General features: G+C 41.6%; 18 protein-coding genes. 6 read left to right on the top strand and 12 right to left on the bottom strand.

Annotated features, from left to right (window positions below; translation table 11 throughout):
* Positions 1-112: 112 nt before the first annotated feature.
* Positions 113-2,683: a LuxR C-terminal-related transcriptional regulator gene (locus tag POF51_RS29975; RefSeq protein WP_271756678.1), complete on the bottom strand. Its 2,571-nt coding sequence runs from the start codon at positions 2,681-2,683 to the stop codon at positions 113-115.
* A gap of 239 nt (positions 2,684-2,922) precedes the next feature.
* Positions 2,923-4,041 (bottom strand): hypothetical protein, encoded by a 1,119-nt coding sequence (locus POF51_RS29970; protein ID WP_069851594.1) that lies wholly within the window; start codon positions 4,039-4,041, stop codon positions 2,923-2,925.
* Between the two features lie 137 nt (positions 4,042-4,178).
* On the opposite strand from POF51_RS29970, the gene POF51_RS29965 reads away from it, so the two are divergent.
* Positions 4,179-5,252, top strand: a complete 1,074-nt coding sequence (locus POF51_RS29965) for an RDD family protein (protein ID WP_069851592.1) — start codon at positions 4,179-4,181, stop codon at positions 5,250-5,252.
* Positions 5,253-5,360: 108 nt separating this feature from the next.
* Here the strand turns inward: POF51_RS29965 and POF51_RS29960 are convergent, their stop codons facing one another.
* The 4 genes from POF51_RS29960 to brnQ all read right to left on the bottom strand — a co-directional run bounded on the left by POF51_RS29960 (position 5,361) and on the right by brnQ (position 11,815).
* Positions 5,361-7,682, bottom strand: a complete 2,322-nt coding sequence (locus POF51_RS29960; protein ID WP_069851590.1) for a S9 family peptidase — start codon at positions 7,680-7,682, stop codon at positions 5,361-5,363.
* 204 nt (positions 7,683-7,886) lie between these two features.
* A complete protein-coding gene (locus tag POF51_RS29955; RefSeq protein ID WP_069851587.1) occupies positions 7,887-9,479 on the bottom strand; it encodes a sensor domain-containing diguanylate cyclase in 1,593 nt (530 codons plus the stop codon).
* A 166-nt stretch (positions 9,480-9,645) separates the two neighbouring features.
* A complete protein-coding gene (locus POF51_RS29950; RefSeq protein ID WP_271756677.1) occupies positions 9,646-10,293 on the bottom strand; it encodes a 2OG-Fe(II) oxygenase in 648 nt (215 codons plus the stop codon).
* 175 nt (positions 10,294-10,468) lie between these two features.
* Positions 10,469-11,815 carry a branched-chain amino acid transport system II carrier protein gene (gene brnQ / locus POF51_RS29945; RefSeq protein ID WP_271756675.1) on the bottom strand — a complete coding sequence of 449 codons (1,347 nt, stop codon included), beginning with the start codon at positions 11,813-11,815 and terminating at the stop codon, positions 10,469-10,471.
* Between the two features lie 778 nt (positions 11,816-12,593).
* Between brnQ and POF51_RS29940 the strand changes: the two genes are divergently transcribed.
* The 3 genes from POF51_RS29940 to POF51_RS29930 all read left to right on the top strand — a co-directional run bounded on the left by POF51_RS29940 (position 12,594) and on the right by POF51_RS29930 (position 15,293).
* Entirely contained in the window at positions 12,594-14,072 is a 1,479-nt protein-coding gene (locus POF51_RS29940; RefSeq protein ID WP_271756674.1) for a hypothetical protein, read from the top strand.
* Between the two features lie 184 nt (positions 14,073-14,256).
* Positions 14,257-14,673 (top strand): DUF6220 domain-containing protein, encoded by a 417-nt coding sequence (locus POF51_RS29935; protein ID WP_106836126.1) that lies wholly within the window; start codon positions 14,257-14,259, stop codon positions 14,671-14,673.
* A complete protein-coding gene (locus POF51_RS29930; RefSeq protein ID WP_271756673.1) occupies positions 14,670-15,293 on the top strand; it encodes a DUF2306 domain-containing protein in 624 nt (207 codons plus the stop codon). The genes POF51_RS29935 and POF51_RS29930 overlap by 4 nt, the downstream gene beginning before the upstream one ends.
* 290 nt (positions 15,294-15,583) lie before the next feature.
* On the opposite strand, the gene POF51_RS29925 is transcribed toward POF51_RS29930, so the two are convergent.
* The 4 genes from POF51_RS29925 to POF51_RS29910 form a co-directional block, all read right to left on the bottom strand.
* Complete coding sequence (locus tag POF51_RS29925; protein WP_271756672.1) at positions 15,584-15,880, bottom strand: hypothetical protein; 297 nt, start codon at positions 15,878-15,880, stop codon at positions 15,584-15,586.
* The gene (locus POF51_RS29920) at positions 15,874-16,221 is read right to left on the bottom strand and encodes a hypothetical protein (protein ID WP_271756671.1); all 348 of its coding nucleotides are present in this window, start codon (positions 16,219-16,221) and stop codon (positions 15,874-15,876) included. The genes POF51_RS29925 and POF51_RS29920 overlap by 7 nt, the downstream gene beginning before the upstream one ends.
* A 483-nt stretch (positions 16,222-16,704) precedes the next feature.
* Entirely contained in the window at positions 16,705-18,045 is a 1,341-nt protein-coding gene (locus tag POF51_RS29915; protein ID WP_271756669.1) for a serine/threonine protein kinase, read from the bottom strand.
* 44 nt (positions 18,046-18,089) lie between these two features.
* Entirely contained in the window at positions 18,090-18,689 is a 600-nt protein-coding gene (locus POF51_RS29910; RefSeq protein WP_271756667.1) for a hypothetical protein, read from the bottom strand.
* Positions 18,690-18,855: 166 nt separating this feature from the next.
* Between POF51_RS29910 and POF51_RS29905 the strand changes: the two genes are divergently transcribed.
* Entirely contained in the window at positions 18,856-20,079 is a 1,224-nt protein-coding gene (locus tag POF51_RS29905; protein WP_271756666.1) for a DNA-methyltransferase, read from the top strand.
* 195 nt (positions 20,080-20,274) lie between these two features.
* Here the strand turns inward: POF51_RS29905 and POF51_RS29900 are convergent, their stop codons facing one another.
* Positions 20,275-21,135, bottom strand: a complete 861-nt coding sequence (locus POF51_RS29900) for an SIR2 family NAD-dependent protein deacylase (protein WP_271756665.1) — start codon at positions 21,133-21,135, stop codon at positions 20,275-20,277.
* Positions 21,125-22,159 carry a ParA family protein gene (locus POF51_RS29895; RefSeq protein WP_271756664.1) on the bottom strand — a complete coding sequence of 345 codons (1,035 nt, stop codon included), beginning with the start codon at positions 22,157-22,159 and terminating at the stop codon, positions 21,125-21,127. Before POF51_RS29895 ends, POF51_RS29900 begins: the two co-directional genes overlap by 11 nt.
* A 447-nt stretch (positions 22,160-22,606) precedes the next feature.
* On the opposite strand from POF51_RS29895, the gene POF51_RS29890 reads away from it, so the two are divergent.
* Positions 22,607-23,017 (top strand): hypothetical protein, encoded by a 411-nt coding sequence (locus tag POF51_RS29890; protein WP_271756663.1) that lies wholly within the window; start codon positions 22,607-22,609, stop codon positions 23,015-23,017.
* Positions 23,018-23,041: the final 24 nt, after the last annotated feature.

Here is a 23,041-nt window from a genome sequence, read left to right as displayed (position 1 = left end):
TGACCGTTGTGTGTACATGAGATGGATTTGTAAAGAAAACAAACACCCGAAAATGGCTGAGGCCACTGAAAGAGTGGACTTTTTCAGTGGCCTCCGTATAGGCGGGGTGATTCTAATGGTCGATCTCACTTTCTCTTAATCTGACGATGGCTTGTGCCCGATTTTTCACCTGGAGCTTGCTAAAAACTTGATGCACATGCCCTTTTACCGTCCCCAGTGTGAGATGCAGCTTGTCCGCAATCTCCGAGTTGGATAACCCTTCACCGATCAGTGCCAGTACTTCCGACTCTCTTTCCGTCAATTTTTCCAATGCAGGGGATACCCGGATTTGAATATCAAGCGTAGGAAATTCCTTCTCTACACTTTTGAGCAGCATCGAAAGATAAGTCATCTCTTGCTTGGATACGTTTTTGCTTTTATAGAGCGAATAGAGCATTTTGGCAACGCCAGGGCCTTCATCCAAAAAAGTGCGTACATAGTCTTCTGGCGCGGCTAACGTTACCGCCATGCGCATACACGCCATTGCTTCATGATGCTGTTTTTGGATCATGTAAGCTTGGCTGAGCAGAAGAAAGGCTTCAATCCTACTCCCGAGCCGATCCTTTATTTCCGCTTCGTGCTTTAAGCTGGTTAGTAGCATGATGGCTGCACTGTCGTTTTTTAAATAGATGTATACCCGGGCCAACGTCATTCGCTCAAATTCATGTCGGGAAGCGACAATATCGACATTCATTTTCGTATAGGGCTCGGCCCATTTTTCTATTTCTTCCCGTCGATTTTCTTCGATCCATAATCGGACGCGGAATGTTTCTACAAAAGACATCCAATGGGGAGGCGCATCGTGCTGGCGGCATAGCAATGTGATTTCCTCCATGGCCAGCCACATCTCTTCGTGACGACGCTCTGCTTTTCTCCATCGGGCCAAAGTCAGATACACGGGGACCAATACGCCAAAATTCAAGGAGATGGTGCCTAACTGGATTGCTCGCGGTACGAAATATTTTAACTGCTCAAAATCATTTTTCTCATAATAGAGCTCAGCCATCACGATGGAACCGTAGGCTAATATGCCAAGACCACTGTGCTTCCAGATCGCCCGTAGTTTTGGATAGTATTCATTCACGTTGGACAAATACCCGCTCAAGGCCACACGACTACGCAGCACGTACGGCTCATCTGAATTCAGCTCTATGCCGACGATGAAGTAGCGGCTGAATTTTGGCTTCATTTGAACTGATTCTTCCATATATTTGAGGGAAAGATCTACATTTCCCCGCATCACTTCGATATATCCCCGAAGCACACACATTTCTACTCGACAGTCGTCAAAGCTCCCATGATTGGTCCGTGTTGCTTCGTCAGCCAATTGAAGGAGGATTTCCGCCTGATCAATTTCGTTGGATACAGCATGCAGCCAAGCAAAAGCAATGCACAGCTCAGGGTTGCATTCCAACCAAGACTTCTCAAAGTATTTCATCCATCTGCGCAATGTTATATTTTCGTACTGTTTCAACATCCACGGCGCATGTGCAACGATCAAACGGCTCGCTCGGGTCCAATCTTTTCCGAGAAACGCATGCTCAGTCGCCTCCATGATCCACCCGTGACTTTCAAACCAACAGCTTGCAGAGATATGTAGGGCAGGAAGCAATTCGTTATAGGTTTTTCTTACATGGGAAAGCAGAAGTTCTGCGAACAAATGGTGATAACGATACCACTCATTTACGCCATCCAGTGCGATGACAAATGAATTCGTTCTCTCCAGCATGCGAAGGATGTCGTGAGCATCCGACTCTCCCGTAACGGCTGCGCATAGATCGCCTGTCAGACGCGGCAGTATGGACGTTTTCAACAAAAACTTCTGCACCTTTTCTGGAAGTCGTTTCAATACTTCTTCCGACAAATATTCCCCGACATACTTGTCATTACCGGAAAATTGATGAATGACCTTAGACGCTTCGGGCTTTCCTTGCATGGACAAGGCTGCTAACTGCAAACCGGCCACCCATCCCTCCGTTCGTTTGCTTAGCATGCCAATATCTTGTTCCGACAGACTCAGACCCAGCTGCTCATGGAATAAGCGTCGACACTCCTCCTCATTGAACCGTAGAGTGTCAGAGCCCAGTTGCTTCAACTGTTTCCGAACGCGTAGACGGTGTAGGGCAAAAGGAGGTTCCTCCCGCGTAATTAGAACGACATGCATATATAAGGAAGCATGCTGGATCAGTGTCTGCAGTCCTTCATGAATGGAAGGCTCCTTAATGAGATGGTAATCGTCCAATACCAGATAAAAATCACGTTCAAATCCCGCAATTTCTTCGAGTAACACGGACATCAACTGCTCAGCAGAAGCCGTGTACTGTGGATGAAGTACCGAGGAGGCTTCTTTGCCCAAGCCTTCCTGTGCCCTATCAATCGCCCTAGCAAAATATCGCCAAAAGCGCACGGGATCATTATCGGATTCATCCAGGGAGATCCAACCGGTCGGTTTGCCTGAATTTTGCGTCCATTGACTGACTGCTGTCGTTTTACCGAAACCGGCTGGCGCGCACACGAGAATCAATCTTGCAGCGCCCGCGTCATCGATTTCTTTCAATATTTGATGCCGAAGCAACAAGTCCGAACCATACTTCGGAACATGAAGCTTGGTTGCGATAAGTGGACTGTACGTTATTAAATCCATACGCATCTCCTGCCTAGAAGTAAAATGACATTCATGAAGGAAACATGGAAAGTAGCCTTACTATCGATGACCTGAAGCGCAATGAGGTTGGCTAACGGGGAAAAAGAGTCTATATAAAGATAGGAAATATTGCTCAGATTAAAGATACAGCAAAGTGATCTCTGAGTGGATATTTTTTTTATGAACGTCGCTTCCAAACAGAGAAAAACCCGACCGTTACAAATGTCGGGTTTACTTTGTCATCGAAGCATTCTGTTGATTCGTCTGGCTTCTATCGCGACTTTTTTACTGTACAGCCTTTTATCCTGTTTGAGTTGCAGCACCTTGGCACACTGATGCGCCTTTTTCAAAACATTACTGCTGTAGTTGTTAGTCGATTTCAATATCTGGTCGGCCCAGCGGTACGCTTCTCTAGCCAAAACCTCGTCGCTATCCTTTGCCTTCAAGCTGATATCCAACAAGGTCTCGCTCAAACTTCTGCCCAAACCGGCACTCCTCCAGGAAGAAAAGAGCTTGAGCTCTGGTTCGCACTGCTTAACGCTGGCAAAAGCCTGGACCCAGTCCTGCTTGAGCAAATGGATTTCGGCCATTTTTAACCAAAGAAATACTTTGTCAAACGAATCTTCTTGTTCCGGGAGATCCTGTGTGAGATAGTGAAGCGCTTTGTCGTACTCTTCCAATTCCTTTGCACGATGATACAGCAGAGAATAATTCCTTTTGTCAGAGCCTAGCTGCTCCTCCAGCTTCTCCAGTAATTTTCTGGCTTCTTCCCTGTTACCAAAATCGATTGCTCTGTCCATTAACGTAATCAAGGAGTCATCCTCTAGATTGGCGGGATAATTCCTTGCCTTGGCTTGAAACCATCGTTCCATATGTTCAGCCGTATACATCGTTTCCAGCTCCTCTTTCTTATTCTGAAAGAAAGAGCTGATTCGGTACAGATCGTTCTCTTCGATATACGTGATCGCCTCTTCAATCCCCGCCGAAATGATATACTCGGTATCAAAACCATAGTAGGTATCAAAATTGCTTAATTTTGCCTGCTCAAACAGTCGGATATGGTTGACATCCTTAAACTTCGCCAACAAATAAGCTACGATGTCCATCGATTCATGGAATCCCTGATACGGATGGGACTTATGCATCTCAATCTCTTGGCTCATCAAATAGTGCAGGAATTCCTTGTCTGCTTCTGTCACAGTCTGATCGTATTGAAGCTGAATGATCAGCGCGTATCTTTTCAGCCCGTTCTTGTCATAACCATAAGCATCCTTACATTTGCTGTATGCAAAAGAGCTCCAGAGGTCTTTTGAACGTTTGACCAATGGCAATTGCTCGGGTATTTGGTGGATTTCCATCTGCTATTCTCCTCTCACCGGAATGGGCTGGCAGCACCTACCTCATCAATTCCCATTCTAATCGTCTACAATTGACAATACAATTTTCAAAGTGGTTAAATGTAATATGTTTACATTTTTTTAGGAGGTGCACAAAATTGGAGCAACAACCGTCATCATCATCGGTACCGACAGAATTTTCTCCTCTTGTCCAGCAAGAGCCACCAAAAAACATGGGGGATTTATCGAAATCGTACGACAGGGCGACGATTTTTTTCACGAGATGGGGAGCCCATATTCTGGATCATATTCTTCTCGCTTGTTTTCTACTTGGACTCCTCTCCCTTGGGATTTCCATTGCTAAAGACGCCAACGCACTTTACTTCTTCATCCTAGCCGCCATTATCCTATGTTCTTATTATGTACTGTTAGAAGGACTTACCGGATATACGATCGGAAAATTTACTTTTCGCATCATTGCTGTCAATGCAGAAGGACGGCCGCCGGGGTTATGGAAATCATTCATCCGTTCCCTCATTCGTCTATTCGAAGCAAATGCGTTTCTTCTAGGCGGGTTGCCTGCCGGTATCAGTGTGTTGGCTTCCGACAAAAGACAACGGTTAGGCGATCTAGCAGCGAATACATACGTCGTTAAGGTGAAGGATCTGAACAACGTCAGCAAAAAGCAAACAACCGTACTCGCTGTTGTCTTCTCCAGCGTAGCTGTTTTATCCATCATTAGTATGATTTTTGGGATAATCGATCTCGCATCAAAAACGCCTACCGAAGAAATTTTCTATAGCAAGGATAAAAAGCTTCAAATAACAGCCCCTTCCAATTGGAGCAAGGATTCAGCCCTTCATGATGAGGCTGATATAGCCATCTCCAATCGAATCAGCGAAAAGTATTTACTCATACTATCAGATGCCAAACAGAATCTCGACAGTTCATTCACACTTCAGGACTATGCAGACTTCGTTGAAGCAAACATTGAAGATTCAGTAGAAAATGTATCCGTTGATAAACCGATTCGTACCGTAGTAAATAACCAGGTCGCCATCCAATTCAATGCCAAAGGGGAAGGAGACGGCGTCAAAATCGCGTATATTGTGACAGTGTTCGAAACGCCTACGCATTTTTATCAAATCATGGCTTGGACTGAGCAGAAAAGGTTTGATTCGCTCAAACAAGAACTGCAAAAGGTCAGTGCAAGTTTTCGCGAGGTAAAATAGCGACTGCCTTCTCCTCGGAAAAACACTCCATAGTTTTAATAAAAAATGAAAAGAGGAGCTCTTCTTAGGGCTCCTCTTCGCAGTTCACCGTTTTCTTTCCCACACACACTATTTCTCTATCGGCTCTTTATCAATGGCCTTTTTGCTGGCTATTTGATTCCCCCACGGAGGCTCTGCTCTCATTAAGTGCCGTACAAAATAATCCCACTTTCTGCGAATAAAGTACGGTTCCAAAGAAAAGCCGTGATGTCGGTTGGGCAATAGCAGCATATCAAAATCTTTATCCGCTTTAATCAGCGCATTCGCCATCCGAATCGTTTGGGAAGGATGCACATTTTCATCCATATCTCCGCTCACCAGTAAGAGCTTTCCTGTCAGATTGGCTGCCAGACGTGCATTGTCTTGATCCTTGTACAAGTCCGGGTCATACAGACCTTGATAGCGTTCCGCCCATGCTGCTATATACAGCCGTTGATCATGATTACCACACGCGGAAACCGCAGCTTTGTAAAACGCTGGAAATGAGAGCATGGCCCTTGTTGAAGCGTAGCCTCCCCCTGACGAGCCCCAAATGCCTACCCGATCAACATCCACATACGGGTAGCGCTCAGCCAATTGCCTTACCGCAGTCACATGGTCAAGCAAACCTCCTGCTTCCTCCAATTTTCCGTTCGAGATATCATGGAACCATTTGGAACGATAAGGTGTCCCCATTCCATCTAGGATCAATACGATAAAACCCAACTGCGCCAAAGATTGTCCACCACCCAGCGGGTCATGGCTTCGACCAGGATCGAGCGCGAAAGCTTTCGGCGTATTGATGATCTGTGGTCCCCCGTAAATGTAATCGACGACCGGATACTTGCGTGAAGGATCAAACGGGAATGGACGCAGCATCACCCCATAAAGATCGGTCACACCGTCTCGTGCTTTAACGGTAATCCTTTCTGGAAATTGGTACCCCATCTCGAGCAGCATTTCTACATCAGCGTGCTCCAATTCGCGAATCAGGGTGCCATCTATCGAGCGGAGAACAGAAACAGGCGGCAAATCAACTCGCGAAAACGTATCGACGAAATACTTCAGATTGGGAGAAAACACAACATCATGCTCTGCATCTTCTGGCGTCAGCAACGACAGATCCGTTCCATCCAGACGAACGCGATACAGGTGTTGATAATAAGGATCGCGCCCCTCTTCTAGCCCCCCTCCAGTGATATACACCCATCCCTGCTGCTCGTCCACTGCCATCAATTTTCGTACCGTCCAGGAACCCGATGTGATCGGATTGCGAATTTCCCCCGTTTTGCCATCGCAATGGTAGAGGTGGCTCCACCCATCACGCTCTGAGTGCCAGATGAACGAACCATCAGTCAATAACCGAATATTCGGATTAGTTTCTCCGAGATTATGCAGGTCTTGATTCAAAAACGTATCGCTTTGTTCCCGGAGTAGTGTGCAAACCTCACCGGAGCAAGGATCAGCCACGGAAAAATCGACAGAGCGAGCATCACGGGACATCCGGGCAAAATATACCTGTTTACTGTCGGCTGACCATCCGGCCATTTGCATCCCCGGAGTGAGGGGTGAGACTGGACATGCCAGTAAAGGCTCGCTTTCAATCTTAACTGTGGTTCGCCTTTCCAAATCACAGACGACCAGCTCTGCCAACGGTACGTGTGGATCGCCAACTAGTGGATAACGGTACGAGTGGAGTACCGGTCTGACTTCTTCGCCTTTCGGAACCGATTGAATCAGATACAAATCGCGCACCTTTCTTTGATCAAGCCGATGGGTCAACAGCATCTTGGAATCGGGTGACCAAATCGCTACTGGAGGAAGCTTTATGTTATTCAATCGCTCCCCCACCGTCGAGAGCCGACATTCAGGTTGGGTTCCGTAATCATAGTAAGCCTTGCCGTCGCGAGTTAGCCTGAAACGCTTTCCGGTCTCGAGTGACCGAACATACAAGTTGTGATCATATACGAACGCCACCCACTTTCCATCTGGAGACGGCAGTTCATCCATCGACGGCTTATCCATATGATCTATCGGCTTGCAGCTGTATTCCTGTAAATCACAGTTCCAGACAGTACCGCCCACCTTAAACTGGAATGACGATCCATTCTCGGTAAATAAAAGTTCCCCGAGTGGCAATGTTTCTGCGCTATACGTTTCTCCTGCCCTTCTTGACAAACAGACAGCTAATCGTGCGTGATCGAATGCTGGCTGACTCGTATTCTGTTCAGCATCCACGATCACATATTGCCTGCCAGTCCCCTTTTCCAAACGGATTTCTCGGATGTACCAGAACCGATTCCCACTGATCCAGTTTGGCCTGACAAAAGCATTGAATACTGCGTCGTAATAATTGGCAGGATGCAAGCGTTGTGCCCTCTCATACTGTTCCCCTGTGACAACATTCTCCATATGAATCCCCCTCTTCCAAAGTGAGATACAAGAATCATGTGCTTCACAATTTCGAACCAGAAGTTTCCTTAATTATCCATTTGTTACATGCATATGTAAATCGCGAGATAATATATCTCTGAATTTACTTTTTTAGCACCGAACAAGTGATTTTTTTTTCAAAAAGAAAGAGGCGCTCTCTCGCCTCTTCGCTCCTCACATAGATTACTCCACTTCCGCTATCATTGTTTGGTTCCTACCCGATCTCTTCGCCTTGTACATGGCCTCGTCAGCTACATGCATCAGATCTTCAGCAGAAACAGCATGGGAAGGATAGTGGGCAATGCCTTGTGACACGGTTAGCGGCTGCCCGATTGGATTTGTACTTGTTTCTAAGGTATGGCGTATTCGTTCGGCCACCTGATAGGCCTCCTCCAAGCCAGCATGGGAAACAAGGACAACAAATTCCTCACCGCCAAAGCGACTGCTCACATCTTCGGGCCGAAGTGATGAAGAAATCATTTTCGCAAAATGTTTCAACACCTCATCTCCAGACTGATGACCATACGTATCATTAATGGATTTAAATCGATCAAGGTCCATCATAATAAGAGAAAAGGGGATTTGCTCCATCATCCATTTTTGCATGGTTTCCTCGAGCGTTCTTCGGTTTGTTAGCCCTGTCAACGGATCTGTTCGCGCATCATGAGCCAACTGATCTGTCTGTTTTTTGATATCGTTTAATGTAAAGCGAATGGCTCGAGTTAACAGCTCAGCCTCTCGATTCCAATGCTGTTTACCTTCCGAGAACTCCACCTCTTCTCTACCTGCCTTGCTCACAAGATCGGCCAGGGAAACGAAAGGTCTTGCTACTTTGCGCGCAAGCCCAATCACAACTAGCATTAATAGTAGAAAGGGAGGCAGCGTATACAACAAAACGAATTGAATATCACGATTTATTTGTTCATAAACAACACTGATAGGGGACACAACAATGACACCCCAGTCATTCTCTGGAACCTTCACGTAAGCGGCCAATTCCGTCTGTCCCCTCAAGTTGACGATCTGTTCATAACCACTTTGTCCTTGAATGAGCTTGTGCACAGCTGGATTCGCACTGATATCCTCTCCGATCCGGCTTGCATCACGATGGAACAACAAATGACCATCAGATCCTACGATGTAGAAAGATGAACCTAGTTCATCTGTTGGGTTGCTCCCTAAGATCGCATTCAATATGTTATCTTCATGAAGATAAATCGTTCCCCCGATAAACCCCCGGTAGAGCCCGTCCTTATCAAATATGGGCTCGCTCATCAGTACGATGAGTCGCTTGGTGTTTGCAGTTACGTAAGGCTTAGAAATGTATGGCTTTTGTAAAGCCAATGCCGATTTCGCTGTTTCCGTTTTAATATAGCTTCCTACGGTACCAATATATCCGGGAGACACACTTCGAACCGACCCGGTTTCATCTATCACGGTAACCGAATTAAAATAGTTGTTTGTACGGCGGATCAATTCAAGCTTTGAATATACCTCATCTGCATTCATCTCGTTCCTATTGGAAAAGATGCTCGCCGAATACTGTAAGCTACTGCGCATGGATTTTATCAAAGAGTCTATGGTGTGGCTCATTTTGGTTGCACTTGTGTGATTCAAGGTCAACGTGGTGTGAATCAGTGCCTGTTTTTTGGACTGATAGAATGAGATAAGGAGAATGGTAACAGTCAGAACAACGGATAAAGAGACTAGTCCTGTTAATAGTGTCACGAGGCTAATCTTTTTCGAGTGGTTTGCTTTTTTTTGTAAGACAGGCATTGGATGCCCCCTTATATTTTGCATGTAGCTTATGCAATAAATAAAAAACAGTCTAACACTTGATAATATTCATTTCAAGTACATAAGATGGTTCAAACTGCCAACTCTTGGCATTTGGACATAAAAAAGCCACCTTTGTCAGGTGGTAGTTTTAGTACATCATTATCTAGGAAACCCGAAAGCTTTGTCTTCTCATCCACATCGTTGCGACCCACTTTTCCCCATGGATCACTTGTGTCCCAGCATGCAAAGTGAACTCGTTTAATTCTTGATTGCTATAAAAATATTCAAAGTAGACAGCCATGCCTTTGGTAGGGAAAACAGATAAATTAAGCAAAGGGAACACCGTTCCTCCGCCCTGCTCCACATCATTCAAATACATTACGAGCGTACTAATGCGATTGTTCGTACTTGCTCGACTCGTTTCTGCAAAGAAATCATAATGGGGTTTATATTCTTGGCCAGGGGTATATCGTAGAACTTGCAAGCCATCACCATGCTCAATCGGAATGTTCATGATTTGGGAGATACGCTTCTCGATTCTTGTAATCGTCTCCGTCTGCTCGCAGAACACCCCGCTGCTCGTTCGAATAGAATTGACTGAACGATCTTCGCCTATTTTTGAACGGTGCAATCGTTCTCTGGAATGTTCGATTAGCTCATCGCATTCGCTATCACTAAGCACATTTCCTAACACGACAACCAGTGGTTCCTCATACTTAGCAAGAATTCGAATCTCTCGATCTTCTGTCTTGATCCTATTTCCAGTATGATCAAAAATCGTCCGTTCTTTCTCTGCCGTGTGCCCTTTCACCCTATGCACCCCATATATATGACATCCATCGCAAAAAATAGAATAACATAAAATGGGTAATTCCAATCTGTAAACTTTAGAAAAATAAAAATATTTTTAACTCTCACTCGATGCTGATTGACTTATGAACAAAACCCGTCTCCTATATGGTAAGAGACGGGTTTGTAAGTTATTTTCATGCCTCTTTTTGTTTTTGAACGTGGTACGTATTCTTCCGGAATACACTGATCATGTATCCGCATACCCCGCCTATAAGAGAAGGCAGCAGCCAGCCCAAACCTACGTCATACAGTGGTAGGTACTGAGCAAAATAATGATGGACAACACTGTTTTCGAGTCCAGCAGCCTTTAAGCCATCAAACAGACTAATCAGAAAAGTGAAAAGTAAACTTCCTTGATACACTTCTGGTCTGCCATTGAATGCTTTGTGCAGAAACGTCAAGAAGAGTAACGAGATCGCAATCGGATACATGGTCATTAAGATCGGAACGGAGACCTTAATGAGTTGCGTTAATCCAATATTGGCAACGAGTGTACTGAAAACAGACAAAATAACCGCGAATTTTTTGTAAGAGATCTTCGGAAACCATGCATGAAAAAATGAAGAGCAGGCTGTAATAAGTCCTACACTAGTAGTTAGACATGCCACTGTAATCATTAATCCCAATAAAATGGCACCATAAGAACCAAAGTAGTAATTCGAAACTTTCGCCAAAACTTCAGCACCATTTTCTAAGTGGCCCAACTTTTCTACACTAGAAGCACCCATAAAGGAAAGTGCGGTATAGAAAAGTGCGAGAAGTAAACCAGCTATCATCGTTGCTTTTGCGCACGCAGCCAAAATTTGTTTTTTGGCAGTAACTCCCTTTTCTTTAATCGCATTCACGATGATCATTCCAAAAACAAAAGCTACAAGCGCATCCAATGTTAAATACCCTTCTTGAAAACCCTTGAAAAATACTTGGGATGTGTAATCTGCTTGCGGGGCTTGAAGGGCTCCAATTGGATAAATAATAGCCGTTACTGCAATAATTCCAATAAACGTTAATTTAATTGGAGTTAAGATTTTTCCGACTACATGGATAATTTTCATAGGATTGAGCGATAAGAAGCAGGCAATTGCGAAAAACAGGATGGTAAATAGAATCAGCGGTGCCGGACCTGCCTGTTCTGATAGGAAAGGCTTTACCCCAATATCAAACGATACATTGCCTGATCTCGGTATCGCAAAAAACGGACCGATTGCTAGATATAGAACAATCGTGAATACCATTCCGAATACGGGATGCACGCGACTGGCTAAAGAGCGCAAGTCGTCTTTTCCCGAATAAACAAAGGCTGTGATCGCTAACAAAGGTAACCCGACCCCTGTAACTAAAAAACCTGCATTGGCTATCCATACATTTGTTCCTGCTAATTGGCCAAGCATGGGCGGAAAAATTAAATTACCCGCTCCAAAAAACAAAGCAAATAACATGAATCCTATCGTAACTACAAAAGAAAATGGCGCTTTCTGTGACACAACAATCCTCCTAATTGTTCTCTATCTCTCATTCATAAATGTTCATTCAAATGGTTGCTTACCCAACCCTCATTTATTCATTCTGATACTATACTCTAAATAAACATTCTTTTCAAACATACATAACTCAAAGTACCGCTCCGCTTGCAAGAGAAAGCCACTCCAATCGCTATGGGCTTAGTTACTCCAAGTTGCCAGAAATCAAGCTTACACCCCTGATACAGTTTACTACAAGCACCCCTATTGTCGCAGCAGGAAGTACCTTCCCTGGAATAAGCCTCCATTAACAAAATTTATATATTTCAGAAAATATTTATTTTTCTTAACTTGAAATGAATTGTCAATTTTCCTTATAATTACAATTAAGCCTTTTGTTGATAGAGAGGTCATATAATTCCACTTTCATGGAAAGGAGGTATAGACTCATGAAAAAGGTCGTAAAAGTAGCAGTAAACAAGAACAAACAAGTGCAAGAAATGAAAGCGCTGAAATGGCGTGTAGTTGTTGATGTGTGCTTGTAAGAGAATCAAAAAGCATTCGTGATTTCCATAAAATTATAAAAACTAGGAAGGACGGGATTGCCCATGAAAAAGGTAGTGAAAGCACAACTTTCTAATAATCAAAACGTTCAAGAAATGAAATTGCTTCCTCTTCCAATTTTAACAATTGCATGTAGAATGTAATCAATTGTTCAAGAGCACCTCGTGTGCTCTTGAATTTTTTGCATAAAGTTCTCACTTTCCAGGCAGTAAGCAAACATGACGGGATGGTGCAGTTTATGAATCAAGCGCATTTGTTGGAAAGATATCATCAGTTGAGAGAGCTTGCCGAGGACGCAGACGCATGGCTAGAATCAGAGATCGGTTCCGATCTTTGGGTGGATGGAATTAACGTATTTTTAACGGTATCACCAGAGGATTTCATTGAGGGACTTGAGCAATTCGAGGGTAACTACGGTTTTAACAACCATGGAATTGTAAGCGATATACGTCAATTTCAACGTTATTGTAGAGAGGCAGCAGCGGATGGTGAATTTCCTTTATATCAGGCTCTAGCAGTTGGGATGACCTGGTTAAGCTTGCAGCCTCAAATAAACGGCGGCTATTTCAATTTGCCCGTTCAAATTACCAATCACTCCATCGCTTTGTTGTTAAGCCCAACCTATTTAGCTGTTTGGGCACATAGTTACAATGAAGGGATTGGATTATACTTAGATTTACACTCGACGCTACCAACGTTATTCCGACCAGAACATGGACGGATCTATCAAAATGCAGGATCGTATTTGGAAGGAAGTCACATCAAGTTTCCTTTTCAAAATTACTTCCACGAAATTGCTCATATCCTCTTCTTCCATGATGTCTATCAACGTGTACTGGGGAGCGAAGACGAATGCAGAAGCTACTGGACACATATCGAAGCATGCATTTATGGACTTGAGGAGCAGGTGCTCGCTGAAATGATGGAAGTGCAACCAGATTTGCATGCCATTGATGATGGATTCGGAAGTAGTAAAGGATTCGAGGAGTTTATCTCTTATCGATTTGGAATTCTCGGCGCTCTAGAGGATAGATTGATACCAAAAGACACGGTTCGAACGTACATCAAAAGAAACATGCAATTAGGCGAAGCGAATGAAAACATCCCTGATAATGAGGTAAAAGCGAGGATTCTTGCTAGTCATAAGCTAGATGAGGAACAATTACAAGAACTCGATACTCACTGCAAGTCATTTGCTACGGCATTGCAGGTACATAGCTTGTGGGGAATCAAAAGCTATCAACGAAACTCGATTCCAGCGTTTCGTGAAGTGGTAGAGTTACTCTCTCCTGATGCGTACTGCCTTCAAAAACTCGAAGAATCCCTGCGACCAGATTCATGGAGTACATTAGAAGATTTGTTATCGAAAAATCCTTTTGTTGAGATATGCTCTCAAACAAGAGAAAAAAATATTCAAGTATGGAACTGGCGTGATACCCTGTCTCGATTGGCAGAAATGCGCGGATATTTGGCAAACGCTAATGAACCTGGTTATGGTGAGACCAATCAAGAGCTATTTGGGATAGCGAAGCGTTTGGCTAGCGTCATTCACGAGGAGAAACAAAAAGTGGGCCTGGAAGAGCAGTATGAAATCCAGTACGCCGACATGAACCGAGAAATTAGCGAATCATTAAACCGACTGCCTAACGTGGAAGTACGCGATCATTTGCACAATCTCCTCTCCAAACCGTATTACTTTGTGTTAGAGCCCAATTAATAACTGATTATGAGTCAAAGACCGGCGATATTTACTATGTTGGTCTTTGTTTTTTTATGCATGTGTACATAATTCGTTATGAGGTTCAGATTTTATCCTTTTTTTAGAAATCGTTTAGGGTTTGTTTTGAACTCGCGTTTAGGATGGGGGTAATACAAATTATTCAGATGGGAGAGGTTTTTACATGCTTGAGATGAATGAGAAGATTCCCCTTCCCCCTCCTCGTGTGAAAATATGGAGGTACATGTTTATTGTCCTCGCGTGGGTATTTTTTGCTTTCATTATTGTTCAGGTATCACTGGCAGGTCTTGGGCTATTCGTCAACGGAGAACATTGGGAACTGCATAGAACCCTGGCTCACTATTTTGCATGGATTCCAGTCGGCATGTTGGTTCTCTCTTTCCTTGGAAAGCTGCCCGTACATCTTCGTTGGATTTGTCTCGGATTATACCTAATGATCGTTGCGCAGTTCCTTACCGTTATTTATTCCTCTCACTTAGGAATCCTCTCTGCGCTTCATCCTGTTATTGCCTTGTTTCTCTCCTGGGGCTCTCTCTCCACCGTAAAACATTCTCATAATCTAGGGGGGAAGAAGGTATGAAAATCCCTAAAATTTGGTGGGTATTATTTCTTGTATCTCTATTGGTTATCGTTCCATTTCTATTTCCCTATTTAACATTAGATCCTGCAAACAGTCGAATAACGATTATTCCAGGCACTATTCACTATCCTTTATTAGTTGCTCATATCGTTGCTGCTTTCATTGCTCTTCTCACTGGTTTTTTCCAATTTGTCGACCGAATTCGCCTAAAGAACCCAAGGATACATCGTTTTCTTGGGAGGATTTATGTGTACAGTGTGTTTATCAGCGGACTCCTCTCTTTAGCGAGTATCTTTTATGCAGAAAATTTCATGAAGGCAACAAGCTTCCTTGTGTTATCTTTCGCTTGGCTTTTCACATGCTGGAAAGGGTACCGTACCGCAATCAACAGGGAATATGAGGAACACCGAAAGTGGATGATTCGCAGTTTTGGAATGACATTAGTTGCCATAAGCGCGCGTCTATTAGTGCCAGTACTACTCCTTCTATACTATATTTTTCATGGTTTTTCTCTTCCGAATGGTATGGAAACCGTCATTGGAGAGGTATTGAATGTAAACATTTGGGCTGGTCTCATTCTTAATTTTGTGATAGTCGAGTGGGTTATATTGAAGAAATAGACCTCCTGAGTCACGCCACATGGGCGATGGAGTCGTAGCGCAAAGAAGGACTGTCTCGATCGTTCAATCGGGACAGTCCTTCTTGTAGATGAAAAACGCAAATCTAGATATGTTTTACCGGCACACAAATACCGACGACGTACCTGTCCCCTACTTGCCCACCTGTATAGGATTCTCATCCGGTACATAACCACTCTGTGGCCGCCATGTGACGACGCGGTTGATTCGTGATCGGTATTCGTGAGACTCGGCTTTCCCTCCCGGAATCAGAAACGCAGTAGGAAAGTGACCTAGAAGTATGAATTCCGATTCAGACTGCGTTTGCTTTTTTCAAGTGTCTTGATCATTAAATACTTTTGTACGCCCTGGGATTCGGCAATGGCTAGTTGACCGTATTGTTCTGCTTCTGCCATGTTTCCTTGGTGATAGGCCACTTCAGTATCGAGTGACAACTGGTAGATACGATTTTTGATCTCGGATCGGTGTTGGTTGTAGGCATCTTGGCTGTTTTTTAGGAGTGCTACATGTGCGGAGTAATAATGGCGATGCTCTGATGAATCAATCTTACCGAGTGCTATTTCTACCAAATCGTAGTTGCCGCGATGAGTTCTACCACTATGGTGATGTAGGCGCGGAGTTTATCGGAAGTAATTTTTGCTAGTTCTTTCTCGTCTTCCGCCTCGGTGTCGTGTTGATAGGCGTACAAGAAACGATAGTAAGGTTGTTTTGAATGTTTTACGTAGTGTTCAACTGTATTCATGTTGAATTTTAAAATATACAGGTCTTTGCTGATGAGAATGACGAAAGCGATCAGGAAAAAGGTGATCCATACGATAGGCATAGGTTCTATGTCTAGGAAGGAGATCGTTAAGCCACCTATAGCTCCGAGAAGGACCATGGTTAGTAGGTTACTTAGAGTGGAAGACATGGTGGTGCTCCTATGCTTTTGGGAGTATTCCTTTAATTTAGCATAAGGGAAAAACTCTGCATCCCAAAATTGGGGAAAGGGTCTTTTGTGGGTTTTATGGGACGCTCCTTAAAACTGCACAAAGTTTCTCACATCCCTGCGCCCAGCGACTCGAATCGCATTAGATTTCAGTATATCTGGGCTGAAGCTCTATAACATTTGTTATATCGCTTTTCCCAAACCGTAATTTATAGTGGACAGCTCCCCCATAAACGAAAAAGCCCCCTCATCAGGTGGCTTCACTTTATGTATTTGGTGGAGGCGGGTCGTGGCAGTTTAAAACCACAATCCAAAGAGAAATACTCATAAGAACTTTTATTTCTGTTGCATAACTTGCTTAGATTGTTCCCTAAGAAGATTCCAAATACCCACCTTTTGCAAAACACTTATTCTAATTAAAAAAGGAGACTGTACATTTTAGCACTGTCTCCTTTTGTATAACCTTTATTTATGACATTGTTCCCATACAGTTTGAATAGCTGGATGGAGTTCCTTCTTCGGTATACGATCACACAGTCGCATGTAATCAGAGATTTCTTCACGAAGTCCATCAGCAACAGCGTACGCATCAGAATCATCGCGAATGGACCTTAACATCTGATCGAAATCTCCCATTGCAGAAAATCGATTTAAACGAACTGCTGCAAATAACACACTTATAACTGCAAGCCTTTTTAAATCAGGTAGAATAGCATTTCTAAAAACGATATTCATTCTATAAGCTACTGTCTCAGCATGGTGAAATGCATATCCACCTATCATGTTATCAATCGCACTCGTGTATCTTTTCAATACCGGTTCAAACTCTGCCCCCATATTTGCAGCATAAACTTGTAGTAATCTATCAGGGATTTTATGAAATAATTCAATACAGTCATCGTCATCTTCAGTGCTGTAAACTAGTTGAATTATTTTAGATGCATTTTCAGGATCATACAGATTTTCCTTTAGTTTTTCTTCTGCAATGTTAACAAGTTGAGTAAAAACATTCTTAGGGTTCATAGCTGGGTCACTTGCTCTTCTAGCATCATAGAGAGCGTCCAACATTTGATCAATCGATCTATACCGTTCGTCAGGATTCTGTCGAGTTGCCTTTTGTATCACATACCAAATCCCCGCTGATACGGCTCCTGAATTTAATACAGTTGGTCGATTTCCAGTAATTAAATGGTATAAAGTTTTTCCGAGTTGAAAAATATCACCACGATGATCCAAATCTCTTGTACCACCGTAAGTCATTTGTTCCGGAGGCATATAGTCATATGTCCCCATGTAGATGCTGGCTCGAGTTAATACAGTACTATCTCGTTCGTCAAATTTTGCGAGACCTAAGTCCGAAACAACAATTTTTCCTCCTTCAAAAACAAGAGCATTATCAGGTTTTATATCACGATGAGTAAAGCCACTTGAATGTACCGCACTAATTCCTTTGCAAATGGACTCAAATACGGCTATTGCCTGATCAATATTGTTTTCAAGTATTGGAATTAATTGAGTAACTGAATGTAATGCCAATGGCATCGTGAAGTACGGTGGTGAATGCTCAAGATTTGAGTTCATAATGTTAATTACATTTTCATGGTCTAAGTTGCTCATTATTCGTACCTCACGTGCAAATCGACGAATGTGTTCGGGATCGGTTTCGGTACAGTATTTAAGGGCAATAATTTGATCTGTTTGTAAATCTTTTACACTTACAACTCTTCCAAAACCTCCGCCTCCCTTCTTTTCGACTACTTCGTACCTTCCATCGATAATATTGCCACTATGGAACTCGCCAACCATAAACACCCTCTCCTTTTAAAAATATTTAAAAGTATTAGTTTTCGCTACACTAGTGCCCTACCGTCAGTTCCCTTAGTCAGTTTAACTTTTTCATCATTAGTTGTTCCATCATGTTCAATTTCAATTACCCCTACATATCCCTCAGCAACATCATATCTTGCTTTAGACCAGACATTAAAATACGGGCTTAGCTCTCTGAAATTTCCTACCCTGTCAGTCAAATATTCATACATCTCACGTGATGGAAGGATTAGAACCCCTCCAATTAGTTTTCCATTTAGAATTCCTGTAACAATTTTGTTGATTGCTCTATGGGATGAACTAATGTTTCCAGTTTCCCACTCTACAGCAAAGAATTTGTCACCTACTGGATAAACAGCATCGATAGGTCCCGGTTTCGAATTAGTAACGCCAACATCAAGCCTATATTCAAGTAGCCACTCATTTTGGCGAAGATACTGCATGAAAGTATCTTTTATTGGTTTGACTCCATTACACTTCTTTTCACCATAGAGCAAAAATTCACCTGAGCCAACTGGGTTTTCCATTTTTGAAATTCCGTCTCGGATTTGGCTAAGTAAAGGTTGAATTTTCGAGCTACTACCCTCGATGTCAATGAGATTAATCGTTTGCTTCAGTTTCATTAAAATACCCCCATCATGAGATCCTCATGTAATTTTATCCCTATCTGGATCTCATGATAAATACTGAATATTCATTTGTCAATGTTTATTTTTGGATGCATTAAGCATGCACGGTTTATCCCTATCAACCTTTAACTTCTGGTATTATTGAAATGGAGGTACAACTATGCTAAATGAACTTTATCAAGCTATTAGAGTTAACAATGATTTGGAACTAAAAGAATTTGCAAAGAGATCTGGTGTTTCAGTAAAAAGATTAAAATACTACGCAGATGAATTAAAACTCCCATCAAGAGATGACCTAGACAAGATTTTAAAAACCTCCGGGCTTAGCGAGTTAGAGTTTAAACTTAAATTAGGAATTTTAGATAAAAAAATCATCTCACTACTTGGAGAAAAATCTTCCGAAATCTCCATGTTGTTAGGAGATGACGTCCCTGAGAAATTACCTGATGAAATATCTATGGTGCCAGGTTTTCAAACTAGCCTTGGAAAACTCTATCAAGCTGATTGTTTAGAACTTATGCGTACAATAGATAAGGGATCAGTTGATCTAATTTTTGCAGACCCCCCATTTAATTTAAACAAATCTTATGAATCAGGAATAAACGATAAACTTAGCAAGAGGGAGTATTTAGAGTGGACTGAGGAATGGATTTTAGGCTGTGTTGAATTATTAAAAGAGGGTGGGTCACTTTTTGTTTGGAATTTACCAATGTGGAATACTTATGCTGCCGATATTTTAAACAAACACCTTACTTTTAGACATTGGATAGCCGTTGATATTAAATATAGATTACCTATACAAAATAGACTATATCCTTCACATTACTCACTCCTTTATTATACAAAAGGAGCCAAACCAACTACCTTTAACACACAACGTATTCCATTAGAGGTTTGTAGGCATTGCGGTGGTGATCATCGTGATTACGGGGGATATAAAGATAAGTTAAACATTAACGGAATCAATCTTACTGATGTTTGGTACGATATTCCTCCAGTTAGACATAGCAAATATAAAACAAGAGATAGTAATGAGCTATCTATGAAACTCTTGGAACGAATTATTAGTTTGGCATCCAAGCCAGGCGACCTAGTTTTTGACCCTTTTGGAGGTAGTGGTACAACGTTTATTACTAGTGAGTTATTAGGTAGAAATTGGATTGGTTGCGAGATTGGGCCGATCGATTCTATTGCAAAGAGATTTGAAGATATTTCCTCTCATAAAGAGTATCTTGACAGAATAATGTCTAATTCTAATAAGCTATTTACGGTAGAGACTAGGAAGCTAAGAGAAAAATATAATCATTGGTTACCTGAAACTTTAGGTAAAAAAACTAAAAAAAATGAGCAAAATTCTGAACAACTTGGTATTTTCAACGACTAAAAAGCACTCCCTTCGGGAGAACGCTGCAAAAGTCCACTTTTTTCTGAACAACAAAACAGTCAAAGAAAAACGAGCCTCTAGAATCGCTTCTAAGGCTCGTTTCGCGTTAAGGGAGACATATTTGAACCCCCTAAAATCTTTCGCTTTTCTAAAAAGACGACTTTTGCAGTAGTCTCATCGGGGGTGCTTTTTTTCTTACGGTATCCCTTTCCAATTCCTATAAGAGGCAACCTTATCCTGTAGTTCTAATAAGTTCTGTTCTAAATCCTCATACATAGGTCCAAATTCAAGTGCATAAATGTTATAACAATCTCTCCAGTGTCTCTTTATTTCTTCATCGATTCCTTGCTTAAGTACTACATAGTGAGGACTTGCTGGGGAACTCGAATTAGCTACTAGTTCTAAAACCAAATTTATATCAGGATCATTTAAACTATACCCTAAAAATACTATAGTATTAGTCATAAATAACGAATTAAGTACATTGTAAAAAATTGGATGCTTTTTCTTGACCTCATAATATTGTCTTTGTGTAAAGATCAGGCTATCAAGATCATCGATTGTACCGTGAGCTTTTATAATGAGATTTTCAGTTGACTTAATGCTATTAAGCATCTTCTGAAACTCGTCATATCTTGCAATTGTATACCCGTGATCATTGCATAAATTATCATATATTTTGTCAAAATTCGTTGTGACAACAATTTTAGAATCAATCTCTTTAATTATACTATGGGTAGTGGATGCTCTAAAATTCGGTCTACTAAATGATTGTCTCAAGAAGTGTCCGTATCTACCTGGATCAGCATAATCTGCAATTGTTTGAAGAGCCAATAGATAGTTACCTTGGGAGAGCATTTTATCTACAAAATCTATCTTTTCTTGATTAACTTGAGGATTTATTAGTGACTTTGCTTCAATAATGAATTCTCCCCATTTTTTAGGACTTTCATTTTGATCGTTTTTTGCCGTTGCAGAAATACCAGCCCCTAGAAAAATGACACAGCGTCGATATGCTATTTCTTCTACCAAATTGTCTGGCCAATTAATCTGCATCTAAATCACCCATGTTTTTTAATATCTTAGTAGATATAATATTCAACATCTCTTTATATTGCCTAATAGAGTCATACTGGGCTCCGACTACTCCATCTTCACGTGTAAGATTATACATCGGCGCTTTACCTGACTGAGCTAATGGAACAAGACTATATAGATAAGGAACATCCCCTAAATTTAAGTCATTTATATCTAACCCATTATGGATTAGATAACCCAAATTGGTAGTAATGGCATCGGGTACTTTTTGGATAATCCGGTCGTATGCCCCAATTGGACGTCTTCCCGTTTTAAAGGTTCGTGTTACATATTGCTGAATTGAGAATCCTATAAGCCTTGTTGTTGAATTAATATTAAAATTGATAGGGTATTTTTGTACGGCTTGTTGACCATGTTTATGTAAGACTATCGGTATTGCATTCTCATAAACATCCATCCAGTTTTTAATCCACTTTGAAATGTTTGAAACCCCAATCAAACTAAAAATATCTGATCCCATTGGGGTAATTATATAGTCTGTATTTAATAAAATGCTTCGGTTTAACGCTCCTAATGAGGGACCAACGTCAATTAGCATATAATCATACTTATCACTGTAATGCTCCTTCATAAAATTTAACCAATTTGTTTTTCTGAAGCCTCCTAGATCACCACCTGTACACTTATTCCAAGCATCACTAAGGATATCTTCAATTATTGATAAACTCGGATGACCAGGGATTAAATCAACTTCAAATCTATTTATTTCTTTCGAAAATACATAATCTACGAAAGTAATTCCTGCATCTCCTTCAATTAGAGGGGCAAGATAATCCATAATTGTGGATGCAGTAGCTTGTTCTCCATAATAATTTTCCCAATCGTCCTCAGGGATCATCATTTGTGTAGAATTACCTTGCGGATCTGCGTCCAAAAATAATATATTTTTCTTATATTCAGTCGCAAGAAATGACGCAACATTTACAGCAAGTGTTGTTTTACCAACTCCACCTTTGTTATTAAAAAAAGTAATAATTTTCACCTAACTACACCTCCAATAAGTAATCAATATTCATGTTGTTTTTCTATCAATAAACGCTTTTTCTACGAGATTACATCGCGCGGTGACAAGCTAATTATCCATTCGATATTTTTCAATGATGTTCTCTTTCCTTCTTAAATGCGCCATAAGTCTATAGGCTAAGGAATATTTTACTATAAATAACTAAGATTTGCAGTCCCCCATAAAATGATGTATCATTAATTTAAATAATGAATGTGACACTTCAGCACCAGAGCCAGTAGGACAACCTCTAACAGCAGAGGATAACCGTAAGGCAGGACGAAGTTATTTGGTAAAACCTAAATTTCAGGTTTGGATAATAACGCTGATTACAAAAGTATCTCAGACTACTTTGGGATGTTTTTGTAATGAGTGTTTTTTTGTGTTCAAAAAGAAGTGCTTCTATCTTTAAATTGAGGAGGATGAATGCAAGTGAGCAAAAATTTACAAGTTTTGAGTAAGGTGTTACAAGATGACAAGGAAACTAGTTACATTGATAGAATCAGACATGTGTATCGCAAATACGGATTCTCTGATCGACAAAAGAGAGCATGTGAACAATTCTTATTCGATCCAACAAAGGAACATGCTGTTAATGCATTAGAAATAACACCAAAGGCATGGGTGTTCATAAGAAATTTTTTAAGCTCCAGAGAGCTGATAGAAGTTATGACTACAATTATTGAAAAGAAGAAACCCAACAGCCAATATTTAAATGTACTGATAGCTAATAATTTTTTGTCTACGCTTGTTAATCAACTACTTGATGCCCCATGCGCAGAAAAGATAAAACGCTGCATTAAAAAACGTGATATGGAAATCAAATTACGCACGTAAGCTCTGACCCCCCCCTTACTCGTT

The organism is Brevibacillus sp. AG, from assembly GCF_028369215.1.
Classification (GTDB): domain Bacteria; phylum Bacillota; class Bacilli; order Brevibacillales; family Brevibacillaceae; genus Brevibacillus; species Brevibacillus porteri.
This window is presented reverse-complemented; position numbering and strand designations above follow the sequence as displayed.